Source organism: Streptomyces sp. NPDC034103, from assembly GCF_055575395.1.
In genome coordinates this window covers 299,011-320,840 of the sequence record NZ_JBVISS010000002.1, presented here as the reverse complement: position 1 = coordinate 320,840, position 21,830 = coordinate 299,011, and the positions used below count along the sequence as shown (strand labels likewise).

17 protein-coding genes and 4 pseudogenes are annotated in these 21,830 nt (G+C 71.0%); 2 read left to right on the top strand and 19 right to left on the bottom strand.

The genetic code is table 11. The features are described 5' to 3' along the window. The 14 genes and pseudogenes from ACZ56U_RS04575 to ACZ56U_RS04510 all read right to left on the bottom strand — a co-directional run bounded on the left by ACZ56U_RS04575 (position 1) and on the right by ACZ56U_RS04510 (position 12,944). Positions 1-2,121: a PQQ-dependent sugar dehydrogenase gene (locus ACZ56U_RS04575; RefSeq protein WP_469082552.1), complete on the bottom strand. Its 2,121-nt coding sequence runs from the start codon at positions 2,119-2,121 to the stop codon at positions 1-3. 216 nt (positions 2,122-2,337) lie between these two features. Continuing rightward, positions 2,338-3,501: a sugar phosphate isomerase/epimerase family protein gene (locus ACZ56U_RS04570; RefSeq protein WP_469082551.1), complete on the bottom strand. Its 1,164-nt coding sequence runs from the start codon at positions 3,499-3,501 to the stop codon at positions 2,338-2,340. Positions 3,502-3,583: 82 nt separating this feature from the next. Next, a pseudogene (locus tag ACZ56U_RS04565) lies at positions 3,584-3,743 on the bottom strand (alkaline phosphatase family protein); the annotation flags it as partial. Between the two features lie 61 nt (positions 3,744-3,804). Further along, on the bottom strand, positions 3,805-4,443 hold the full coding sequence (locus tag ACZ56U_RS04560; RefSeq protein ID WP_469082550.1) for an EboA domain-containing protein: 639 nt from the start codon (positions 4,441-4,443) through the stop codon (positions 3,805-3,807). Continuing rightward, positions 4,440-5,315 carry a sugar phosphate isomerase/epimerase family protein gene (locus ACZ56U_RS04555; RefSeq protein ID WP_469082549.1) on the bottom strand — a complete coding sequence of 292 codons (876 nt, stop codon included), beginning with the start codon at positions 5,313-5,315 and terminating at the stop codon, positions 4,440-4,442. Before ACZ56U_RS04555 ends, ACZ56U_RS04560 begins: the two co-directional genes overlap by 4 nt. A 7-nt stretch (positions 5,316-5,322) precedes the next feature. Further along, positions 5,323-5,685, bottom strand: coding sequence for a UbiA family prenyltransferase (locus ACZ56U_RS04550; protein WP_469082548.1), 363 nt, complete (start codon positions 5,683-5,685; stop codon positions 5,323-5,325). 71 nt (positions 5,686-5,756) lie between these two features. Continuing rightward, on the bottom strand, positions 5,757-6,908 hold the full coding sequence (locus ACZ56U_RS04545; protein WP_469082547.1) for an inositol-3-phosphate synthase: 1,152 nt from the start codon (positions 6,906-6,908) through the stop codon (positions 5,757-5,759). A 750-nt stretch (positions 6,909-7,658) separates the two neighbouring features. Beyond that, a complete protein-coding gene (locus tag ACZ56U_RS04540) occupies positions 7,659-8,873 on the bottom strand; it encodes a Gfo/Idh/MocA family protein (RefSeq protein ID WP_469082546.1) in 1,215 nt (404 codons plus the stop codon). Positions 8,874-8,941: 68 nt separating this feature from the next. Continuing rightward, positions 8,942-9,256: pseudogene (locus ACZ56U_RS04535) on the bottom strand (sugar ABC transporter substrate-binding protein); the annotation flags it as partial. Next, positions 9,229-9,555: pseudogene (locus tag ACZ56U_RS04530) on the bottom strand (ABC transporter permease); the annotation flags it as partial. The pseudogenes ACZ56U_RS04530 and ACZ56U_RS04535, both read right to left, overlap by 28 nt. Further along, positions 9,552-9,767 (bottom strand): annotated as a pseudogene (locus ACZ56U_RS04525) (sugar ABC transporter ATP-binding protein); the annotation flags it as partial. The pseudogenes ACZ56U_RS04525 and ACZ56U_RS04530, both read right to left, overlap by 4 nt. 398 nt (positions 9,768-10,165) lie before the next feature. Beyond that, on the bottom strand, positions 10,166-11,347 hold the full coding sequence (locus ACZ56U_RS04520) for an ROK family transcriptional regulator (protein ID WP_469082545.1): 1,182 nt from the start codon (positions 11,345-11,347) through the stop codon (positions 10,166-10,168). A gap of 174 nt (positions 11,348-11,521) precedes the next feature. After that, positions 11,522-11,782: a DUF6069 family protein gene (locus ACZ56U_RS04515; RefSeq protein ID WP_469082544.1), complete on the bottom strand. Its 261-nt coding sequence runs from the start codon at positions 11,780-11,782 to the stop codon at positions 11,522-11,524. Positions 11,783-11,945: 163 nt separating this feature from the next. Then, positions 11,946-12,944, bottom strand: a complete 999-nt coding sequence (locus ACZ56U_RS04510; RefSeq protein ID WP_469082543.1) for an RNA polymerase subunit sigma-70 — start codon at positions 12,942-12,944, stop codon at positions 11,946-11,948. Between the two features lie 345 nt (positions 12,945-13,289). Between ACZ56U_RS04510 and ACZ56U_RS04505 the strand changes: the two genes are divergently transcribed. After that, positions 13,290-14,672 (top strand): ricin-type beta-trefoil lectin domain protein, encoded by a 1,383-nt coding sequence (locus ACZ56U_RS04505; protein ID WP_469082542.1) that lies wholly within the window; start codon positions 13,290-13,292, stop codon positions 14,670-14,672. Between the two features lie 61 nt (positions 14,673-14,733). Further along, entirely contained in the window at positions 14,734-16,077 is a 1,344-nt protein-coding gene (locus tag ACZ56U_RS04500; RefSeq protein WP_469082541.1) for a ThuA domain-containing protein, read from the top strand. Between the two features lie 138 nt (positions 16,078-16,215). On the opposite strand, the gene ACZ56U_RS04495 is transcribed toward ACZ56U_RS04500, so the two are convergent. Genes ACZ56U_RS04495 through ACZ56U_RS04475 form a run of 5 tightly spaced genes read right to left on the bottom strand, consistent with a single transcriptional unit; the run spans position 16,216 to position 21,818 of the window. Further along, positions 16,216-16,818, bottom strand: a complete 603-nt coding sequence (locus ACZ56U_RS04495; RefSeq protein ID WP_469082540.1) for a hypothetical protein — start codon at positions 16,816-16,818, stop codon at positions 16,216-16,218. Next, the gene (locus tag ACZ56U_RS04490) at positions 16,815-18,260 is read right to left on the bottom strand and encodes an ATP-binding protein (RefSeq protein ID WP_469082539.1); all 1,446 of its coding nucleotides are present in this window, start codon (positions 18,258-18,260) and stop codon (positions 16,815-16,817) included. The genes ACZ56U_RS04495 and ACZ56U_RS04490 overlap by 4 nt, the downstream gene beginning before the upstream one ends. Before the next feature lie 20 nt (positions 18,261-18,280). After that, positions 18,281-18,964 (bottom strand): response regulator, encoded by a 684-nt coding sequence (locus ACZ56U_RS04485; RefSeq protein WP_391230962.1) that lies wholly within the window; start codon positions 18,962-18,964, stop codon positions 18,281-18,283. Positions 18,965-18,987: 23 nt separating this feature from the next. Further along, positions 18,988-20,613, bottom strand: coding sequence for a murein biosynthesis integral membrane protein MurJ (murJ, locus tag ACZ56U_RS04480; RefSeq protein ID WP_469082538.1), 1,626 nt, complete (start codon positions 20,611-20,613; stop codon positions 18,988-18,990). A gap of 8 nt (positions 20,614-20,621) precedes the next feature. Next, complete coding sequence (locus ACZ56U_RS04475; protein WP_469082537.1) at positions 20,622-21,818, bottom strand: lipid II:glycine glycyltransferase FemX; 1,197 nt, start codon at positions 21,816-21,818, stop codon at positions 20,622-20,624. Positions 21,819-21,830: the final 12 nt, after the last annotated feature.

Here is a 21,830-nt window from a genome sequence, read left to right as displayed (position 1 = left end):
TCAGTCAGCCGGTGTCAGGGCGACCTCGGCGCTGCCCGAGAGAGCCGGCAGGCCGGCCGGGGGCGTGTCGGTGTAGGTGGCGTTGAAGACCGCCTTCAGGTTGTCCGAACCACTGTGACCGCCGTCCACGAAGGTCTTGAACGACCCGGAGCAGCCGGTACTCGTCGACAGCGGGTGACCGTGCGAGTCGTGGCCGAGGATGAACGAGACGGTGACCTTCGAGCAGTCCACCGGCTGGTCGTCGGTGACGGTGACCTGCCAGGTGACCGTGTCGCCCCAGTGGAACGCGGTGCCGCCGTGCGGAGCCGGGTCGGTGGTGAGGGCGACGACCGGCGCCTTGTTGCCGACCACCACGGGGACGGACGCGGAGGCCGAGCGGCCGGTGCTGTCGGTGACCTTCAGCGTGGCGTCGTAGACACCGTTCTTGTCGTAGGTGTGCTTAGGGTTCGCCTCCCTGGAGTCCACGATGCCGTCGGCGTCGAAGTCCCAGGCGTAGCGCAGTGCGTCGCCGTCCGCGTCCTTCGTGCCGGCGCTGGAGAACTGGACCGTCAGCGGGCTGGTGCCGTTGACCACGTCCGCGGCGACCTTGGGCTCCGGGGTGCGGTTGCCGCGTGTGAAGTCGATGCGGGAGAGCTGGGCCTCGGGCAGCTCCGCGAAGTAGCCGGTGCCGTACTCGAGGACGTAGAGCGCGCCGTCCGGGCCGAACTCGGCGTCGATCGGGCCGTCCGTCTTGATCGAGGGGATGGCGTCCTCGATCTTCAGTACCTCGTTCTTCTTGCCGAGGGTGATGGCCTTCATTTGGTCACGGGTCCACTCGTAGAAGAGCGGCTTGCCGTCGAAGTACTGGGGCCAGCGGTTCGCGGCCTTGTTGTGCCGGTCGTAACGGTACGCCGGGCCGCCCATCGGGCCGATGCCGCCGGTGCCGAGCTCGGGGAACTCCGCGGAGGCCCCGTAGCCGTAGACGATCTCCGCGTCCTCGACCGGAGGCAGCGCGCTGCGGCCGGTGTTGTGGCGCGAGTCGTTGACCGGCTTGGCGCAGTCGAACGCGCCGCTGGAGGTCTGGGTGGCGAAGTCGTAGTCCTGGTACGGCATGTCCTGGGTCACGCAGAACGGCCAGCCGTAGTTGGCGGGACGGTCGATGACCATCCAGCGTCCGTGGCCGGCGGGGCCGCGGCCCGGGTTGGCGGTGTTGGCGTCGGGCGAGTAGTCGCCGACGTAGACCTCGCCGGTCCTGTCGTCCACGCCGAAGCGGAACGGGTTGCGCAGACCCATGGCGTAGATCTCGGGGCGGGTCTTCGCGGTGCCCGGCGCGAAGAGGTTGCCCTTCGGTATGGAATAGCCGCCGCGCTGCTTGACCTTGATGCGCAGCAGTTTGCCGCGCAGGTCGTTGGTGTTGCCCGCGGTGCGTCGCGCGTCGTAGGCCGGGTTGCGGTCGGGGCGGTCGTCGAGCGGGGCGTAACCGTCCGAGGAGAAGGGGTTGGAGTCGTCGCCGGTCGACAGGAACAGGTTGCCCTTGGGGTCGAAGTCGATCTTGCCGCCGACGTGGCAGCAGATGCCGCGGTCGGCGGGCACGTCGATGACCTTCTGCTCGGTGGCGAAGTCGAGCTTGTTGCCCACGAGCTTGAACCGCGAAAGCCGTGTGACGCCCTTGTACTTGGCGAAGTCCTGGGCCGTGCCGAACTGGGGTGCGTCCCCCTCGTTGACGCCCGGGGTGGCCGGGTCGTCCACGGGGGTGGCAAGGCGCGGCGAGTAGTAGAGGTAGACCCAGTGGTTCTTGGCGAAGCCGGGGTCGAGGGCGATGCCCTGCACGCCTTCCTCGTCGTGCTGGTAGAGCCCGGCGGGGCTCTTCTTCATGTCGGCGGCGAGGAAGTTCACGCCGCTCTTGGGGTCGTGGATGCGGACCTCTCCGGTGCGCGCCGTGTGCAGCACCCGCCGGTCGGGCAGGACGGCCAGGGCCATGGGCTCGCCCGGGCGGTCGTTGAGGGTGACCTTCTGGAAGTCCGACGAATTCGGCGGCACAGGGTCTGATTTGGCGGCTTCGGCCACGGAGAGCGGCAGGAGCCCGACGGCTCCGGCCAACGCAGCCGCACCCACGAGGGTGACGATCCGTCTGTTGCGCACTCAGAACTCCTTTGGTCTGGCCAGCAGGTGAAAAGCCAGGCGAAACGCGTGAGTTGGACGCCGTGGGGTGGACGCTAGGGCGCCCACTTTCAACTCGTCAAGGACAAAGTCACAAGCAGTCCGAGGAAAGTTTGTCCCTGTCTTTCATGGTTTCCGGGCGCACCCGGGACCCGCCCCGCCCTAAGGCACCGGGCGGGGACCGCTGGTGACGGGTCGTCAGTTGCAGGCGCGCAGGGCCGCGAGGTTGTCGTAGCCGATCTTGGCGAACTCCAGGGACTGGCCGGGAGCGGTCGCACTCGGTGCGTTGTCCTGCTCCACCATCGGGTTGTGGTAGTTCTTCGCACCCACCCGGGTGAAGAACCTCCGGTAGTCGATGTCGCCCGTGCCGAAGGGCACCATGTCGTAGCCCAGACCGCTCTGGAGGTTGACGACACCGTCCTTGGCGTGGAAGAGCGGGAAGCGGTTGGTGTTGCGGACCACGAGCGCGGCCGGGTCGAAGACGTCCCTGCGCTGCGAGCCGTCGTGGGCGGTGTACGTGTGGAACTTGTACCGGGCCACGTGTGCCCAGAAGACGTCCAGCTCCAGATACACGTTCTTGCGGTCCGTCACCTTCAGGAAGTACTCCAGCTTGCGGGTCCCGGAGCTGCGGGTCGGCCGGCCCTGGGCGTCGAGGGGGCCGCCGTCGAGCAGGAAGTCGTAGGCCGCGTCGTGGTTGTGGGTGTAGAGCTTGATGCCCTCGCGGCGGGCGATGCCGCCCAGGGTGTTCCACTTCTCCGCGGCCACGTCCCAGTCGGCCCGGTAAGGGGTGTTGGTGGGGTCGGCCCCGGTGCCCATGTGTGCCATGCCGAGGATGTTGGCGATCTCCAGGAACCGCTTGAAGGTGTCCAGGTCGGACGAGGTCAGCGGCCAGGACGGCGGGATGAAGCCGTGGCTGCCCTGGGCCCGCAGGCCGTACTCGTCGAGCCAGGAGCGCAGCAGCTTCGCGCCCGCGACGGTGCCCAGATCGGCGCCGCCGGGGGCGTTGGCGTGCTGGCCGTAACCGGCGAACTCCACCTGGCGGTAACCGAAGCGCGACAGCTGCCGGAACACCTCGCGGAAGCCGGAGGGCAGGTCGGACGCGAGCGGGTCGCGGCCGATCGCGTCACGGACGGTGTAGAGGATGATGCCGCGCTTGTGCGGCGGGACCAGCGCGGAACGGCCCCGGTCATGGCCGGCTGCCTCCGCTCCGTCCTGCGCCAGTGCGGGGCCGGCGCCGAAGACAGGGGCGGCGATCGCCGCGGTGGTGACGGCCGTGCAGGTGCTGAGGAAACGGCGGCGGTTGACGCCGAGCGCGCGGCGCAGGGAGTCGCCGGTGACGGCTTCGTCGTTGAACGCGGTCACAGTGGTTCTCTCTTTCGTTGTCGCGGTGCTGCGGGTGTCTGATTCGTTGTCGCGGTGCTGCGGGTGTCTGACGGCCCCCGCCTCAGGAGAGGCCGGCGAGCCGCGGGAGAAGGGACCTCACTTCGGCGGCCGCGACGCGGCCGGACACTGCGCGGGGGGTGGAGACCAGGACGAGTGGACCTTCGCCGTCGCTCGGGGGGGCGGCGACCGTGGCTGCCGCGGCCGGGTGCGGGGTCGAGCGGGGGGTCGGGGACCTTTCGGGTCTTGGGCGGGCCGCTCTGACGGGCGGAGCGAGAACGCGCATCACGCCTCCTCGGGCGCTTCGCCCGTCAGGGTCAGCACGCGGCCGAGGTCGTCGGGGACGGCACGGCCGGCGGCGGTGCGCTCGGCGGCGTAGTCGCCGAGCATGCGGGCGAGTTCACCGTCGCCTGCCGCCCGCCGCGCCAGGTCGGCGACGGCGTCGACGGGGACGCCGGTGAACAGACACTTCAGAACGGCGTGACGCCAGGCGTGCGGATCGAGGTGGGCGGCGGCGTACGGGCCGACGGCAGCGGTGATGAGCCGGGTGTCGTTGCTGCGCAGGGCGTCCTCGACGAGGTGAAGGGCGTGTGGTCCCTCGACCAGGGTCGGCAACGCCCGGAGCACGGCGCGGCGTTCGGCGGCACTGCCCTGCTGGTAGAGCCGGGTCAGGGTCTCGGGTCTCGCCCGGGCCTCGACCAGCAGCAGCGTACGGACGGCGTCCGCGTGGTCGTGGCCGCAGTGCCGCCCGGCGGCGGCGAACCGCGACTCCCAGCTGTGGGCGAGGTCCGGGGAGGGGGCCGCGGGCGGTGCCTGGGCGGCTGACGCGGCCTCCGCCAGCGCCGCGTCGAACCAGGCGCGCGCGGTGCCCGCGGGCAGCGAGGCGGCGACGTCGTCGCGGGTCCAGGGAGCGGTGTGCGTCATGCCGCCGTCGCCTCTCGCGTGGCGGCTCCCGCGGCTCGGAGGAACTCGATCGAGCTGCGGGCGAGTTCAGGCCCGGCGTGGGAGTGGCGGGGCAACTCGACGACGGTCAGGCCCTGGTAGCCGGTGGCGGCGAGGGCGTCCAGCACGGGCGGGAAGTCGATCTCGCCGTCACCGAACGGCAGATGCTCGTGCACCCCGCGGCGCATGTCCTCGATCTGCACATGCCGCAGCCAGGGCCCGGCCGCGCGGACGCACTCGGCGGGCGGATCCGGCTCCAGGCACTGGCAGTGGCCGATGTCGAGGGTCAGACCGAGCGCGGGAGGGCTGCCGAGCGAGGTGCGCAGGTGATGGAAATCGGCGAGGGTGGCCAGGAGATGGCCCGGTTCGGGTTCGATCGCCAGCGGTATGCCGGCGGCGGCAGCGGCGTCGAGCACGGGCCCGAGCGCCTCGCGCAGCCGCTGCCACGCGGTGTCGTCGTCGGTGCCGGACGGTGTGATGCCGCTGAAGCAGTGCACGGCATGCGCTCCGAGGTCGGCCGCGACCCTGACCGCCGTGGTCAGCAACCGGGCGCGGGCGGCACGCGCCTCGGGCTCCGCGTCCAGCAGTGAGGGTCCGTGCTTGCGGCGCGGGTCGAGCACATAGCGGGCGCCGGTCTCGACGGTCGCGGTCAGGCCCAGTTCACCGAGCCGACGGGCGACCCGGGCGGTACGGGCGGCGAGATCGGGGGCGAGCGGGTCGAGGTGCATGTGGTCGAGCGTGAGACCGACGCCGTCGTAGCCCAGGTCCGCGAGCAGACCGAGGGCGTCGTCCAGGCGGAGGTCGGTGAGTCCGTTGGTGCCGTAACCGAGGCGCAGTCGCTGTCGCGGGCTCATGTGAGGCTCACCTTCCGTGCGAGGGTGCGGGCCACGGGGACGAGGCCCAGCAGGGCGAGGGCGGTGACGTTCGCCCCGGCCCGGGCGGCGAGCGTGGCCTGGAGCGGGAGATACGGCCGGAGGGGATGGGTCGATGGGGGCGGTCGAGGGCGTCCTCGTCCCGGTCGGCCAAGTCGTTGAGTGCCATGCCCGCCTCGTAGAGGCAGAGCGAGGCGCCCACGGCGTACACCGTGCCCTGGTTGGGTCGCGATCCACCGGCCGCGGCACCGGCGAGGGCGTCACCGGGCACGGTGAACAGCGCGGAGACGCGCAGCAGTTCGGCCCAGTCCCCCAGCCGGGCCCGCAGCCCCCGCCCTGGCCCGGTGGCCACGGGGCGCTGGTCGTTCCGGAGTCGGGCGGGCCGCGCAACGGGCGCCGCGAGGCGGTTCGCCAGGAGGCGGATCACCGTGCCTCCCGTAGGCGGTCGGCGAACCCCAGCAGCGCGGTGAACTGCTCCGCAAGGCCCGACGGTCCCCCGTCGGGATCCTTGAAGTAGAAGCCCAGTTCCGGTAGCGGACCGGACAGGCCCGCCTCGTGGGCGCGGGCGACCAGGCGCGCCAGGTCCAGCACGAGCGGTGCGGCCAGGGCCGAGTCGCACCCCTGCCAGATGGTCTGGAGGATCATGCGTGAGCCGAGGAAGCCTTCGAAGGCGATGTGGTCCCAGGCGGTCTTCCAGTCACCGAGCACCGGTACGTCGTCTATGTGTACCTCGCCCTGCGGTGTGTGCCCGAGGATCTCGGCCAGGACCCGCTCCTTGCCGGCGTTCTTCGCCGCGGCAGCCCCCGGGTCGGCCAGCGCCGCACCGTCGCCCCCGCCCAGCAGGTTGGTGCCGGACCAGGCCCGCACCTCAAGGGCGCGTTGGACGAACATCGGGGCGAGCACGGCCCGCAGAAGCGTCTGGCCGGTCTTGCCGTCACGGCCCGCGTGGGGAAGTCCGCTCGCGGCCGCGGCGTCGGTGAGGTGCGCGGTGCGCAGCCCGGTGGAGGGGGTGAAGTTGACGTAGGGGCAGCCGGCGCGCACGGCGGCGGCCGCGTACAGGGAGCTGGGCGGGAGACGCTCGGCGCCGGGCGCGGGCAGGGGTTCGGTGGAGGAGACGTTGACGACGACCACCCGTGCCAGTGCGTTGCGCACGCGGAACGAGGTGAGGTCGGTGGCGAAGTCCTCGGTGAGTTCCTCGTCGCTGCGTGCGTCGTCCGGGAGCGGGCCGCCGGGCCGTATCTCCGCGTCCACGGCCTGGAGTTCGGCGCGTACGGCGGGGGCCAGGCCGTGCGGCAGGACGCCCGCCTCGGTGAGGTGTTCGGCCCGCTTGGGCAGCGGGCAGTGGGCGGTGTCGTGGCCGCCGAAGACGAGTGAGGCCAGCGATGGCAGGCCGGTGCCGTCGAACGGCGGTGTCTCGGTGACCATGCCGGTCGGGGCGTGCAGTCCGGCGGTGACTGCCGCGCACCCGGCGACAGCGGTGGTGGCCACCGATCCGCGGGCTCCGACGAACCAGACGCCGGTGCGTGCGGTCCGGTCACGGATCTGGGGCTCCGATGCGTTCCCGTCGTGGTTCACGGGCTGCCTCCCTGCCATGTCGAAGTTCCGATGTGGTGTGGAGGACGGTGGGTGGGGGGCGCTGTGGCCTCCCGCCCACCGCCGGCATTTGGGCGGCTTTGGCCGCGGCCCAGGAGCTGTCTCCGTGGTCGGCGCGGTTACGGCGTGCGAGTGGGCGGCACATGGACCGCCGGTGAGACGTGCGGGATACCCGAAGGCCTTGGCCCTGCGCTGGGCAGGGGCGCTGCTTCATAGGTCGGTCGGTCGAGCGGTGTGCCGCCCGGTCCGAATGAGCCGTCAGTTTCGAACCACCGTGTGGTTCCTGTGCACGAGGGGACCGTAGCCCCGTTCGTCCCCGACCGGAACCCCTTATGCACGAAGAGCGCCAACTTCCTCCAGGCCCAGGACAAAGGAGAGTTGGGGGCAACACGGACCGGCCCGGCGGCGCAACCGCCACCGGGCACCGGCGGAGCACCTAGTCGTCGCCGCCTGCGAACGCGGCGTCGAAGGAAGCCGACGGCGGCTCGAAGTCCTAGGCCTTCAGGCTCTGTCGTAGGCCTTCAGACTCTTCAGCGCTTCCGGGGCACCCTGGAGCCGGTCCATGCGCATCACCATGACCGGCGGAGACGAAGTCCCAGCCCCGGCGCGGGTCCCCCCAGGGCAGGTGCGAGCCCAGACGGCCGTTGCGGCCGTCCAGATGCTCACTGGGGTGGACCTCGCAACGTGAACTGGCGTGGCATGGTGCCTCCGAGCGGGGTTCCTGGCGGCTCTCTACCGGACTTCGGCCTCGACTGCCTGGACGGGGGTGTAGACGGAGTTCTTCTCGGCGCTCTCCTCGACCGCCGCGAGGACGCGCTGGACCTGGAGTCCGTCGGCGAACGACGGCATCGGGTCGGTGCCGGACGCGATGGCCTCGACCAGGTCGCGGGCCTGGTGGACGAAGGTGTGCTCGTAACCGAGGCCATGGCCCGGCGGCCACCAGGCGTCCAGGTACGGATGCTCGGGTTCGGTGACGACGATCCTGCGGAACCCGGCCGTGGCGGCGGGCTCCCGGTGGTCGTGGAAGGACAGCTCGTTGAGCCGCTCCAGGTCGAAGGCGAGCGAGCCGTGCTCGCCGTTCAGCTCCAGCCGCAGGGCGTTCTTGCGCCCCGACGCCATCCGGGTCGCCTCGAACGTGGCGAGGGCCCCTGAGGCGAGCCGGCCGGTGAACACGGCCGCGTCGTCGACCGTCACCGGACCGCGCCGGGTACCGCCGGAAGCGCTCAGCCCGGAGGAGGGGCCGTCGAGGCGGGGGCGCTCCTTGACGAAGGTCTCCATCTGGGCGGAGACCCCGACCAGCGTCTCACCGGCCAGGTACTGGGCGAGGTCGACGATGTGCGCGCCGAGGTCGCCGAGCGCCCCCGACCCCGCGTGCTCCCGCTGCAGCCGCCAGGTCAGGGGGAATTCAGGGTCGACCAGCCAGTCCTGGAGGTAGCTCACCCGCACGTGGCGCAGCACGCCGAGCCTGCCCTCGGCGATCAGCCGGCGGGCGAAGGTGAGGGCGGGCACCCGCCGGTAGTTGAAGCCCACCATGGCCAACTGGCCGCGTGCGCGGGCCGCTTCGGCGGCCGTGACCATGGCCTGTGCCTCGGCGACCGAATTGGCCAGCGGCTTCTCGCACAGCACGTGCTTGCCCGCCTCCAGCGCCGCGATCGCGATCTCCGCATGGCTGTCGCCCGGGGTGCAGACGTCGACGAGCTGCACGTCGTCACGGGCCACGAGGGCGCGCCAGTCGGTCTCCGCCGCCGCCCAGCCGTGCTTGTCGGCCGCCGCTCGCACCGCGACCGGGTCGCGGCCGGCGATCGCGGCCATGACCGGCCGCAGCGGCAGGTCGAAGACGTGCCCAACGGTGCGCCACCCTTGTGAGTGGGCGGCGCCCATGAACGCGTAACCGACCATGCCCACACCAAGTGCCGGCGCTGCGGTCCCAACGTCCCTTTTTCCCATACGGATTCCTCCTCGTCGGAGTGTCACTGACTCATCACCGTGTTGGCCTGGCTCGCGGCCCGGCCGGGTCAGATGAAGCCGGTCGGCGGGTACTGCTCGACGTTGTCCTTGGTGACCACGGCCGAGTAGAGGGTCAGCGAGGACGGGATCTCGAACTCGGCGAGCCCGCCGACACCCTTGCTCTGTCCCAGGGCACGGGCGAGGTCGATCGCGGACGCGGCCATGGTCGGCGGGTACAGGACGGTCGCCTTCAGCACGCTGTCACCGGCCTTGATGGCGTCCATCGCGGACTTGGCGCCCGCGCCGCCGACCATCAGGAAGTCGTCGCGGCCGGCCTGGTCGATGGCGCGCAGCGCGCCCACGCCCTGGTCGTCGTCGTGGTCGCCACCATGGCGCCGACCGACAGGTCGATCCCGCCGCTGGTGATGACGAACGTCATGCCGACGGTGACGACGCCGATCACGGATGCCTGGGTGAGGACGAGTTGGAGGTTACTCGTCGACAGGAACTCGTCCGGTGCGGTGATCCCGCCGACCGCGACGAGGGCGGCGAGGACACCGAGCAGGGACAGCGTGCGCACGTCCCACGGCAGTCCAGGGCGGCCCGAACTCGACTGCTTCCGAGGAGACTTGCTGGCGGACGTCGGCGTTTCCTGCTGCGCCGCGGTGGCCGGCTGCGTCATGACGTCGGGCTCCCTTCCATCACAAGATCGAGTACACGGTGTTCGTCCAGCTCCCGGGCGTCCGCCGTGTGCACGACGCTGCCTTCGCGAAGCACCAGCACCCGGTCGGCGAGGCCCAGGACCTCGGGCACCTCACTGGACACGAGAAGTACGGCCAGACCGTCGTCGGCCAGTCGGCGAATCACTGCGTAGAGCTCAGCCCGGGCGCCGATGAGAGTTGCGCTGGGTTGAGGGCTGGGTTGGTCGTCCGAGGGTCGCGCTGAGCTGAGGGCTGCGCCGGCCGTCCGAGGAGTGCGCTGGGTCCGGGAGTCGCGCTGGTCGTCGGGGGTGTGGTGGGCGCCCCGGGAGTTTCGTTGACTGCCCGGGGATTCCGGTGCCCGTCCCGGGGTTGCGGTGGCTCGCCGGAGGTCACGGTGGCACTCGGGGTCGCCGAGGGCACCGTGAGGTGGCCGAGCCGCTATGAGCGCTCAGTGTCGCCAGTGGGGTGGCTGTGGCTGTGACGGCATGTGCGGTGGCGTCATCAGGAGCAGTGACCCCGTCGGGGGCAGTGCACCCGACGGGGGGGCAGTGATGCCACCAGTCGTGGTCGTTCGCCGAGGGGCCTCCGCGGTCAGGCCGGCGAGAAGACGTGGTCGCTGATGAGCCGCGCGGCGCCTATGGCTCCAGCTGCCGGTCCCAACTCACCCAGCACGATGGGCAGGTTGCCCGTGGCCAGCGGCAACGACTGCCGGTACACCTGGGTCCTGACACTGGCCAGCAAGGTGTGTCCGAGCCCGGTCACACCGCCGCCGATCACCACCAGCCCCGGGTTGAAGAAACTGACCAGACCGGCGATGACCTGCCCCAGACGCTTCCCGCCCTCCCGAATCAGCTCCAGAGCCACCGCGTCCCCTGCCGCCGCGGCGGCCGAGACATCCTCGGCCGACAGACGCCCGGCCGTCTCCAGCCGGACAGCGAGCTCCATCGACCGGCCCTCACGCGCGGCCTGCTCGGCGTCACGGGCCAACGCGGCACCGCTGAAGTGGGCTTCCAGGCACCCCTGGTTGCCGCACGCACACGAGCGGCCTCCCGGTTCCACCTGGATATGACCGATGTCGCCGGCACTGCCGGTCGTCCCGCGATAGACATGGCCGCCGACGACGATGCCGCAGCCGATACCCGTGCCGATCTTGACGCACAGGAAGTCGCCCACGGACCGCGCGACGCCCGCGTGCTGCTCCCCCATCGCCATCAAGTTCACGTCGTTGTCGACCATGACCGGGCAGCCCAGGTCCTGACTGAGCGCCTCCCGGACCGGGAAGCCGTCCCAGCCCGGCATGATCGGCGGCGCGACCGGTACGCCCTCGGGGAAGCGGACCGGACCCGGGACGCCGATGCCGGCACCGTCGAACCCCTCCGCGAGCCCCGTGGCCCTCAGCTTGGCGGCCATGGACAGGACCTGCTCGAAGACCGCGACCGGGCCCTCGCGGACATCCATCGGATGATTCAGATGCCCCAGGACCTCCAACTCCGCGTTCGTCACGGCGACGTCGATCGACGTGGCACCGATGTCGACACCGAGGAAACGCAGCGTCGGCGCTAGCCGGATGTTGTGCGACCGCCGGCCGCCCCGGGAGGGCGCCAGCCCGTCCGCGACAACCAGCCCCGTCGCCAGGAGCCGGTCCACTTCGACCGCCAGCTTGGAACGGGACAGGTCCACCAAGTCACCCAGCTCGGCTCGAGAGTTGGAGCCGTTGTCACGCAGTAGACGAAGCAGCCGCGCCTGATGTGCGTTCTCAGGTCGAGCGGTCATACGTCGCACGATCCCTCCCCTCCCCCGCTGCGGGGCCCCCAGGCGTCTGTCGCACCGACTGCGCCGTCTGCCTGTCGGAGAGGAACGTAACAACCATTTTCCAGGCTGGGAAGTACTTACGCGCGAGTAGGGTGCTTCTTTTTCCACCCACAGGACAAAGTCCTCTGCCCGCCGTCAACCAGTCCTGGCGCGCAGTCTCCGCGCCAGGGCGGGAGCTACGGCGATGAGGACGCCCACGACCGAGAAGAAGCCGGTCACCACGGCGATGCCGGACAACGGGATGCTCTCGCCGCCGTCAGGGATCTCGAAGTCGACGCCCATCGCCCGGGCGAGCGCCGCGGCGAGAGTGGTCACCACCGTCGCCGTGAGCGCGGCAGCCAGACCGGCCCCGGCGAGTCCGCGAAGCCGGTGAGCAGGAGCGGTAGGACCCGACACCGGTCCCGCGACCACCCGGCGCCCTTCGCGTTGTCCATGTCGATCCTCCGCAATCCGATAACCGGCACAGGAGGTAAGGGGCGTTGACCGGCATACGAGGGTTCAGGCCCCGGAGATGCCCCAACAATGCCCGCCCCAGGGGGTGAACAGCCGACCGCCGGGGCTACTGCGTGACGTCCGCCGGCAGGCGCTCCGGCAGACCGAGCCGCGGGAACTGGTCGTCGTGGAACGTGACGATCTCGGCGATCGCCCCGCCGGTGACGCGCAGTACGTCGATCGTCAGCGGCAGGTACGCGCCCTCCGTCTCGCGCCAGAGGTAGAAGGCGGCCGCGGGCTGCCGGTTCACGCGGGTCAGGACCGCGCGCAGGCCCGTCATACCCTCGAAGCCGCTCTCGACCCAGTCGTTCACCACCGCGTCGCGGCCGACGTGCAGGCCCGGCGTGGGCGGCATCGAGCAGCGCACGTCGTCCCGCAGCAGTGCGGCGATGCCGTCCATGTCGGTCGCCACGCTGGCCTCGGTGTAACGGCGCACCAACTCACGTGTACCGGCGTCCTGTTCACCGCCGGACCAGTCCTGCCGCTCGGCAGGAAGGTGCTCCCGCATGCCGGCGCGGGCCCGCTGCAGCGCGCTGTTCACAGAGTTGACGGAGTCCCCCAGGCACTCGGCGACATCCTTCGCCGGCCAGCCGAGCACGTCCCGCAGGATCAGCACGGCCCGGGGGCGCGGCGCGAGGTGCTGGACGGCGACCAGGTACGCCAGCTCGATCGTCTCCCGGGCGACGGCGACCGCCTCCGGCTCGTCCGCGTCCGCCGCCGGCAGTTCGTCCAGCAACCGGTCCGGGTAGGGCTGCAGCCACAACACCTCACCCCCGCTCGCGGGCTCCGGACGGCACTTGGCCAGGAGGTCCAGGCAGGCGTTGGTGGCAATCCGGTACAGCCACGCCCGAAGCGTCGACCGCCCCTCGAAGGTCTCCCGCCGACGCCAGGCACGCAGGAACGTCTCCTGTACGGCGTCCTCGGCGTCCTCGAACGACCCCAGCATCCGGTAGCAGTGCACATGCAGTTCCCGCCGATGCCGCTCCGCCAGCCCCGAGAACGCCGCCTCTCCGACCTTGCCCAGACCGCTCACGTCCAGCTCACCGAGTTCCGTGTCCGCACCCATCGCCTCGTCCCTCCGCCGCGTCGATCTCCCGTCGTATGTGTGACGGCCGGGGGGCCGAAAACTCATCACCAATGCCGACGAGACAGCCGATTGGACTGGACCAAACTCTTGACAGGGCTTTACGCCAGATCTTAAATCACGGTGTGAAGTAACCCTGTCTTCCTCGCCTCTTGGCTCCTTGCCCCTTGGCCCCTCACCTCCCCCCACCGCCGCGCGCCGCTCACGACTTCGCAGCCCCTCCCCTCGACCTGAGATGTCATGGGCATGCCTGATCGCCCACATGTCATGGGCACCCCAACCCGCGAAGCATGTGGCGGCCGCTGACGACAGAACAGGACGCGACGCATGACGACGACCCCTCTCCCCAAAGCCGCGGTCCGCGGTGCGCTCGGTGCGGCGGTTGCCGCGCTCCTCGTCGGGACGACCGGCACACCGGCGGGCGCCGCTGCCGCGGCCGTCGGACAGATCACCGGACTCGGCGGCAAGTGCGTGGACGTGGCGGGCGCCGCCACGGCCAACGGCACCCCCGTACAGCTCTACGACTGCAACGGCAGCGCCGCCCAGCAGTGGGACGTCCGCTCCGACGGCACGATCCGCGCCCTCGGCAAGTGCCTGGACGTCGCCGCCGCGGGCACCGCGAACGGCACCCGGGTCCAGCTGTGGGACTGCAACGGCAGCGGGGCCCAGCAGTGGACCGTCACCGCGGCGCGCGACATCGTCAACCCGCAGGCCGACAAGTGCCTGGACGCGACCGGCAACAGCTCGGCGAACGCGACCCCGCTGCAGATCTGGACCTGCACCGGCGCCGCCAACCAGAAGTGGACCGCCCCCGCCGGCGACACCCCATCACCGGGTCCGGGCGCGATGGCGGTCGCACCCTACCTCTACAACGGCTGGGGCAGCCCGCCGAGCCCCACCACCGTGATGAACGCGACCGGCGTCAAGTGGTTCACGCTCGCCTTCGTGCTCAGCAACGGCTACTGCAACCCCCAGTGGGACGGCAACCGTCCGCTGACCGGCGGTGTCGACCAGCAGACGATCAACACCGTGCGGGGCGCGGGCGGCGACGTCATCCCGTCCTTCGGCGGCTGGAGCGGCAACAAGCTGGAGAGTTCCTGCGGCAGCGCGGGCGAACTGGCCGCCGCCTATCAGAAGGTCATCAACGCCTACGGGCTCAAGGCGATCGACATCGACATCGAGGCGGCGGCCTACGACAGCCCGACCGTGCAGCAGCGCACGGTCGACGCCCTCAAGACGGTCAAGGCCAACAACCCCGGCATCAAGGTGTACGTCACCTTCGGTACCGGCCAGAACGGGCCGGACAGCAGCCTGATCAACAAGGCCGCCGCATCCGGTCTCACCGTGGACAGCTGGACGATCATGCCGTTCAACTTCGGCGGGGCCGGCCAGAACATGGGCCAGCTCACCGTCCGCGCCGCCGAGGGCCTGAAGACCGCGGTCAAGAACGCGTACGGCTACAGCGACGACCAGGCCTACCGGCACACCGGGATCTCCTCGATGAACGGCATCACGGACAACGGCGAGACGGTGACCGTCGCCGACTTCCGCACCATCCTCGCCTACGCCCAGCAGCGACACCTGGCCCGGCTGACCTTCTGGTCCGTCAACCGTGACCGCCCCTGCACCGGCGGTGGCGCCGACACCTGCTCGGGCGTCTCCCAGCAGCCCTGGGACTTCACCCGCGTCTTCGCCCAGTACAGCGGCTGACCGCACCCATCACCGCTCCCACCCCCCGTCTCTGGCCGCTTCGGCGGCAGGAGGAGCAGTCATGCCCCGACCCACCCGACCGTGGCCCCTTCGCCCCGTCCACCTGCGCGACCGTCCCGTCGAGTCATCCGTAAGACGGCTCGCGGCTAAGCTGCTGACCCTGCTGGCGCTCGTCCTGGCGTTCACCACGCCCGCCCCCTCCGTGTCCGCCGCGCCCCAGGCCGACCCGTTCAAGGTGATCGCCTTCTACAACGGCACCTGGGACGCCGCCCACATCGACTTCGTGAAGGAAGCCAACGAGTGGTTTCCCCGGGCCGGGGCGGAGAACAACTTCACCTACCGCGCGACCACCGACTGGAACCTGCTGGCGAACGGCGGCGTGAACGAATACCAGGTCGTGCTGTTCCTCGACGACGCCCCGCCCATGGCTGCCCAACAGGCGGGTTTCGAGCGGTACATGCGAGCCGGCGGGGGCTGGCTGGGCTTCCATGTATCGGCGTTCACCACCAATGCCGGGGAATGGCCCTGGTACTACAACACCTTCCTCGGCAGCGGCAGCTTCCGCTCGAACACCTGGGGCCCGACGACGGCGGTCCTGCGCACCGAAGACCGCGCCCACCCCGCCACCGCCGCGCTTCCCACGACGTTCACCTCGGCGGTCAGCGAGTGGTACAGCTGGTCCAACGACCTGCGGGCCAACCCGAACATCAAGGTGCTGGCCTCCGTCGACCCCAGTAGCTTCCCCCTCGGCACGGACCCCAACCAGTCCTGGTACAGCGGCTATTACCCGATCCTGTGGACCAACACCCAGTACCGGATGCTGTACGCGAACTTCGGGCACAACGCCATGAACTACGACACCAACACCCGGCTGTCCTCGACGTTCGCCAGTCCCACCCAGAACCGCTTCCTCATCGACGGGCTCAAGTGGCTCGGCGGCGCAGGCGGTGACCCCGCGCCCACCGACCCCATCTCCGAGACCACCTGGTACTCCCTGACGAGCAACGCGGCCGCGGTCTGCGCCGACGCACGCGGCGCGGCCACCGGCAACGGCACGGCGGTCCAGCAGTACACCTGCAACGGCACACTCGCCCAGCAGTTCCAGTTCCGCTCCACCGACAACGGATACACACGTATCGCCAACCGCGGCAATCCCCAGCAGGTCATCGACGTCACCAACGTGTCAACGGCCGACAACGCGCCCCTGCAACTGTGGGCGTACGGCGGAGGCGGCAACCAGCAGTGGCTGCCGGTACGCGAGAGCGGCGGCACCTATCGCTTCGTCGCGCGGCACAGCGGCAAGTGCCTGAGCACGAACGGCACGTCCGCCAACAGCGTGCAGCTCGTACAGCGCGCCTGCGACAACTCGGCCGCGCAGAGCTTCCGGCTGGCCGCTCAGCCCTGACACCCGGACGCGGCAGCACCGTCCCCTAACGGCCGGTGCTGCCGCGACACCCGCCGGTAGTGATGCGCCCCATAAGTTCCCCTAGCCGTACCCAAGGAATCGGCTGGAGGGGCGTGCCCGGCGCCCGCTTCCCGGCCTTCACGGGGACGTCCTCCGTGCCGCCGGGGCCAGTCCGCAGGTGTCCGACCGCGATGCGCCGTCCTGTCCGTTCAGCTCCACGACGAGCTGGCCCTCGGGGTCCTCGCCGTAGGCGATCGTGCAGGTCAGCTGCCGTAGAGCCGTGCTGTCCAGGGCCGCCAGGGCAAGTGGCACGCGGGCGGTGACCCTGCCGCCTGAAGGGGGACCGATCTTGACGTGGGCGCCGCGGGTGAGGGCAGGGAGGGCGGTGCTCAGGCCCGCGGCCCGGTCCAGTTCCCGCGGGCCGGCGAGCAATGCCAGGACGACCTTCTCCGTCGGCACCGGTCCTTCCGGGTCACCGGTGTTCTGGCCTTCCGCGCCCGCCACCTCGTACTCGCCGTCGAAGCCTGCCGAGGGGCCGGTCGTGCGGATCACAGGGCTCAAGTCCCCGTCGGGGGAACGGAAGAAGAGCAGCATGTCGTACTCGCGGTTGAGGAAGGCCTGGACGCTGGCGGGACCGCCTGCCTCGATGACGTCGCTCTCCTGGATCCCGCAGCCGCCGAGCAGGGGCAGGGCGGCCGTGACGGCGAGGGCGAGGGCGACGGCGGACGTACGTCGCCTCATCCGCAGGTCTCCTCCGTGTGCAGCGGGATCTCGACGGCGAAGACGGCACCGCCCCCGGCACGGTTCCCCGCATGGATCGTTCCGCCGTGCAGCTTCACGTTCTCCAGCGTGATCGCCAGCCCCAGACCGCTGCCCGTCGAACGGGTGCGGGCCGCGTCGGCCTTGTAGAAGCGGTCGAAGATGTGCGGGAGCACCTCTGGCCGGATGCCCGGTCCGCTGTCCATGACGTCGGTGATCAGCACGGGCGGGCCCGGGTCGCGCGCCTCGCTGCGCAGACGCACGGTGACGGGTGCGCCTCCGTGGCGCAGGGCGTTGCCGACGAGGTTGGCGAGCACCACGTCGAAACGGCGTGGGTCGAGCCGGGCCCGGATGCCGTCGGGCAGTTCGACGCGGATCCGGTCGTCGGTCCAGTGCCGGCTGTGGAGGGTCTTTCGAATGGCCTCGGCCACGTCGACCTCGTCGGTGTTCAACTCGGCCGCGCGGGCGTCGAAGCGGGAGATCTCCATCAGGTCCTCGACGAGCACAGCGAGCTTCCCCGTCTCGGCGCTGACCAGTCGGACGGCCCTGGCGGTGTCGGCGTCCAGGCCCTCCGCGCCGTCGTCGAGGATCTCGGTGACGGCGAGCATTCCGGCGAGGGGGGTGCGCAGTTCGTGGGAGACGTCGGAGGCGAAGCGGCGGGCGCGTGCCTCGGCCTCGCGCAGTTCCCGCACGGACTGCTCCAGTTGCCCCGCCGAGGCGTTGAACGTGCGTGCCAGGTCCGTCAGTTCGTCACTGCCGCGTACCGGGATCCTGGTGTCGAATTTGCCGCTGCCCATGCTCAGGGCCGCCTCGCGGAGTTTGCGCACCGGACGCAGCACGCTCCGCGCGGCGATCAGACCGGGGATCAGCGCGACCGCCAGACCGGGCACGGCGCCGTCCCGCCCGGCCGTCAGCAGGGCGTCGACGTTGACCTGCTCGTCGGTCATCCGCATGACGGCGTACAGGACGAGTCCGGTGGGCAGCACACTGTCCGGGCTCGCCTTGAACACGGTGGGCATGGCGATGGTCAGGTAGGGGACGCCGTCCTTGACGACCCGCTCGAAGCTGCCGTGCGGGTCGGCCCGCGCGGCACGGCGCAGTTCGGGCGTGATGACGGTGGAGACGGGGTTCTCGCCCGAGGATGCGCGGAGGGAACCGTACTCGGCGAAGACCACCCAGGGGTGCGGCTTGCCCTTGCGGGCGATGTCGCGCAGGACCTCCTCCAGCCCCTCCTCCCGCACCGGCAGGGAGAAGCCCGTCTGCTGGACCTGGTCGCGGAACGACGAGACCGCCGTGTCCTGCGCCGTCTTCAGCAGCGCGTTACGGGCCTCGCGGTAGGTCAGGGCCGCCGTCGTGCCCGCGCTGACGGCGGCGACCAGAAGGAAGGCGAGCAACAGCCGCGTACGCAGCCCGAACGCCCTCATCCGCCACCGCTCGCCGACGGTCACAGCGGCCCGAAGCGGTAGCCGAAGCCCCGCAGGGTCTGGACGTAACGGGGGCTGCCGGCCTCGTCCTCGATCTTGCCGCGCAGCCGGCGGACGCACGCGTCCACGAGGCGGGCGTCGGCGTGGAAGCTGTGCTCCCACACGTGCTCCAGCAGTTGCTGCCTGCTGAACACCTGCTCCGGGGCGGCGGACAGATGCAGCAGCAGCTTGAGCTCCGAGGGCGCGAGCTCAAGCCGGCGGCCGGCTTTGGTCACGGTCAACCCGGCCCGGTCGACGGTGAGTTCGCCGTAGACCTCGATGGCCGGACGGCCCGGACCGCTGTCGTCCAGGCGGCGCAGCACGGCACGGATGCGGGCCTCGATCACCTCGGGGCGCGCGGGTTTGACGATGTAGTCGTCGGCGCCGGCCTCGAGACCGATGACCACGTCGAAGTCGTCGCCGCGCGCGGTGAGCATGATGATCGGCAGCTGGCTGTGCTCGCGGACCTGCCGGCACACCTGGACGCCGGTCATCCCGGGCAGCATCAGGTCCAGGAGCAGCAGGTCGGGGCGGAACTCGGCCAGCGCGGCAAGGCCCGACTCGCCGGTCGCGGTCGCCCGTACCTCGTGGCCGCGGCGGCGCAGACCGAGTTCGACCCCCTCGCGTACGAAGGGGTCGTCCTCGATGAGGAGCACGCGGGGCATGGGCAGTTCTCCCTAGGTGAAGGTCAGATCCGCGTCCGTCGCCGGCGGAGGCCGGAGAGCAGCGCGGTGAGCTCGGCGAGTCGCAGCGGACGGGCGAGCAGGGCGAAGGTGAGGACGACGACGACCGCCCCGGCAGTTGCGGAGACCAGGGAGCCGGCCCGCACCGCGCCCAGGGTCGCGAGGTGGCCCAGAGCGGTGGCGGGCAGGGCGGCGAGCAGCAACCGCGCGTGCGCGCCGGCGGCGGACGAGCGCAGCGGGTGTGCGACGGCGAGTCGGCGGCTCAGCACCAGCCCGGTCACCGCCCAGCCCACGCACAGCGCCAGCGAGTACGCCGCCGCCATGCCCGTCACGGCCCAGCGGGCCGGCAGCGACTGTGCGGCCACCAGGGACAGTCCCGCGTTCAGGGCGACGATCACCAGGTTGAGCAGGAACGGCGTCCGGGTGTCGGAGAGCGCGTAGAAGGCGCGGGACAGCACGTACTGGCCGGACAGGGCGATGAGTCCCGGTGCGAAGGCCATCAGGATCCCGGCCATGGCGGCCGTGTCGTCGGCACTGGTCCTGCCGTGGCCGAAGACCAGGGCCGTCACCGGCTGGGCGAGGGCGAACAGGGCGCAGGCGGCGGGGACGACGGCCGAGGCGCACACGCGCAGGGCGTGCGAGACGTCGCGCCGCACGGCCAAGGTGTCCCCGTCGGCGGCGGCCGCGCTCATCCGGGGCATGAGCGCGGTCACCACGGAGACGGTGATGATGCCGTGCGGTACGACCCACAGGGCATAGGCGTTGTTGTACGCGCCGTATCCGGGGCCGCCGTCGAGGCCCGCGGTGGTGGCCAGCCGGGTGGTGACCCAGTACGCGGCCTGGTTGGCCAGGACCAGCAGCACCAGCCAGCCCGCCGAGCGCAGGGGCCGGGTCAGTCCGCTGCCGCGCCAGTCGAAGCGGGGCCGCCAGCGGAAGCGGGCCGCGCGCAGGGCGGGGAGGAGAGCGAGTGCCTGGACGGCGATGCCGGCGGTCGTGCCCCAGCCGAGCACGTGGGTCTCGGTCGGCGTGAGCAGGCGGCCGTCCCCGCCCATGGCGAGGGCCAGGTAGAGGCCGAAGACGGTCATGACGACGACGTTGTTCAGGACGGGCGCCCACATCATCGCGCCGAACCGGCCCCGGGCGTTGAGTACTTGCCCGAGCAGCGTGAACAGTCCGAGGAAGAAGATCTGCGGCAGGCAGTAGCGGGCGAGCGCGGTGGTCATGGCGGCCTGCGGGCCGGTGTAGTCGGTGTACGCGTCGATGATCGCGGGAGCCGCCCACACCGCGGTCGCGGTGATCGCCAGCAGGGCGACGACGCACACGGTGACGAGGCGGTCGGTGTAGGCGGCACCCCCGTCGTCGTGCTCCTTGGCGGCCTTGACCAGCTCCGGGACGAACACCGCGTTCAACGCGCCGCCCAGCAGCAGCACGTAGACGATGGTGGGCAGGGCGTTGGCGACCGCGTAGCCGTCGGCGGTCGGCCCGATGGTGCCCAGCGCCGCCGCGACCACGGCGGACCGGACGAACCCGGTGGCGCGGGAGACGATGGATCCGACGGCCATGACGGCGCTGCCGCGGGCTGCGGAGACCGCCTTGGTCTCCTTCTGCGCGCTGTTCGACATGGTCGACATCTGTTGTTTCATCGGCGGTTCAGGTATGCCTGGAAAGCACGGTGAAGTGCGTGGTTGGCGCTGCCGCCCAAGGCCCTCTCCCATTCCCCCAGCGTCTCGACGACCTGCCCTCCGGTGCCGAGCTTCCACCGCAGCAATCCGTACGAACGTTCTTCCGGATCGAGAGTGGAGGGTACCCCGCGCATGTCGTAGACGTGGGCGCCGAGGGCGTGGGCGTCCAGCAGCATCCGCCATTGCAGGGCGTTGGAGGGCCGGACCTCACGGCGGTGGTCGGCCGAGGCACCGGTCTGGTACCAGGCCCGGCGACCCACCGTGATCATCGTGTGGGCGGCCAGGATCTCCCCCTGATGACGGGCCAGGTACAACTTCATCCGGCCCGGTTCCTCGGCGTTGAGCGCGGCGTACTGACGCTCGTAGTAGGCGAGCGAGCGGCCGAGCCGGAAGCCGTCGCGGCGCTCGGTGATGCCCAGCAGCCGGTAGAACTCCGGGAGTTCGGCCGCACTGCCCACCACCACTTCCACGCCCTCCTTCTGGGCCCGGCGCACGTTGCGCCGCCATTCCTGGTTGAGCCCGGACCACAGGTCCTCGGCGGTGCGTCCGGCGAGCGGTACGTGGAAGACGTGCCGGGGCTGGGCGTCCGCGCCCTCTCCGGTGCCGTCCCCACCGCAGCGGCGCCAGCCGCGCGCCCGCAGCCGCTCGGCGACGGCCGTGCCGAGCGGGTCGACCTCACTGGCGAGGACGTCGCCCAGGTGTCGGCCTGGACCGACGAGCGGCTTGAGCAGGGCGGCGTCCCAGCGCCGATAGGCGGGCGACGGGCCGATCCGCACGGCGAACGCGCCCGCACGGCGCAGGTGTTCGAGGAGCGGATCGAGCCAGCCGTCGACGTCGGGATCGTTCCAGTCGGCCACGGGTCCCTCGGGGAGGTAGGCGAAGTACTTGCGGGTGCCGGGGAACTGCCGCATCAGCACCAGCGCCACACCCGCCAGCGCCCCTGCCTCCGGATCCGGCCCCCACCCGAGCAGGTGAGCGCGCCAGCCCTCCTTGACGTCGGCCCAGGACGGGCACTGCAGGAAGCCGGCGCCGAGCGCGGCACCGTCGCGGGACGCGAGGAAGGCCCGGTAGGTCCGAGCGGTGATGGTCCGCAGGGCGAAGCCCCGGTTGCCCGATCGGCACACGCGGCTGGGTGGCACGAGCAGCGCTGACACAGTCTGAGCCTC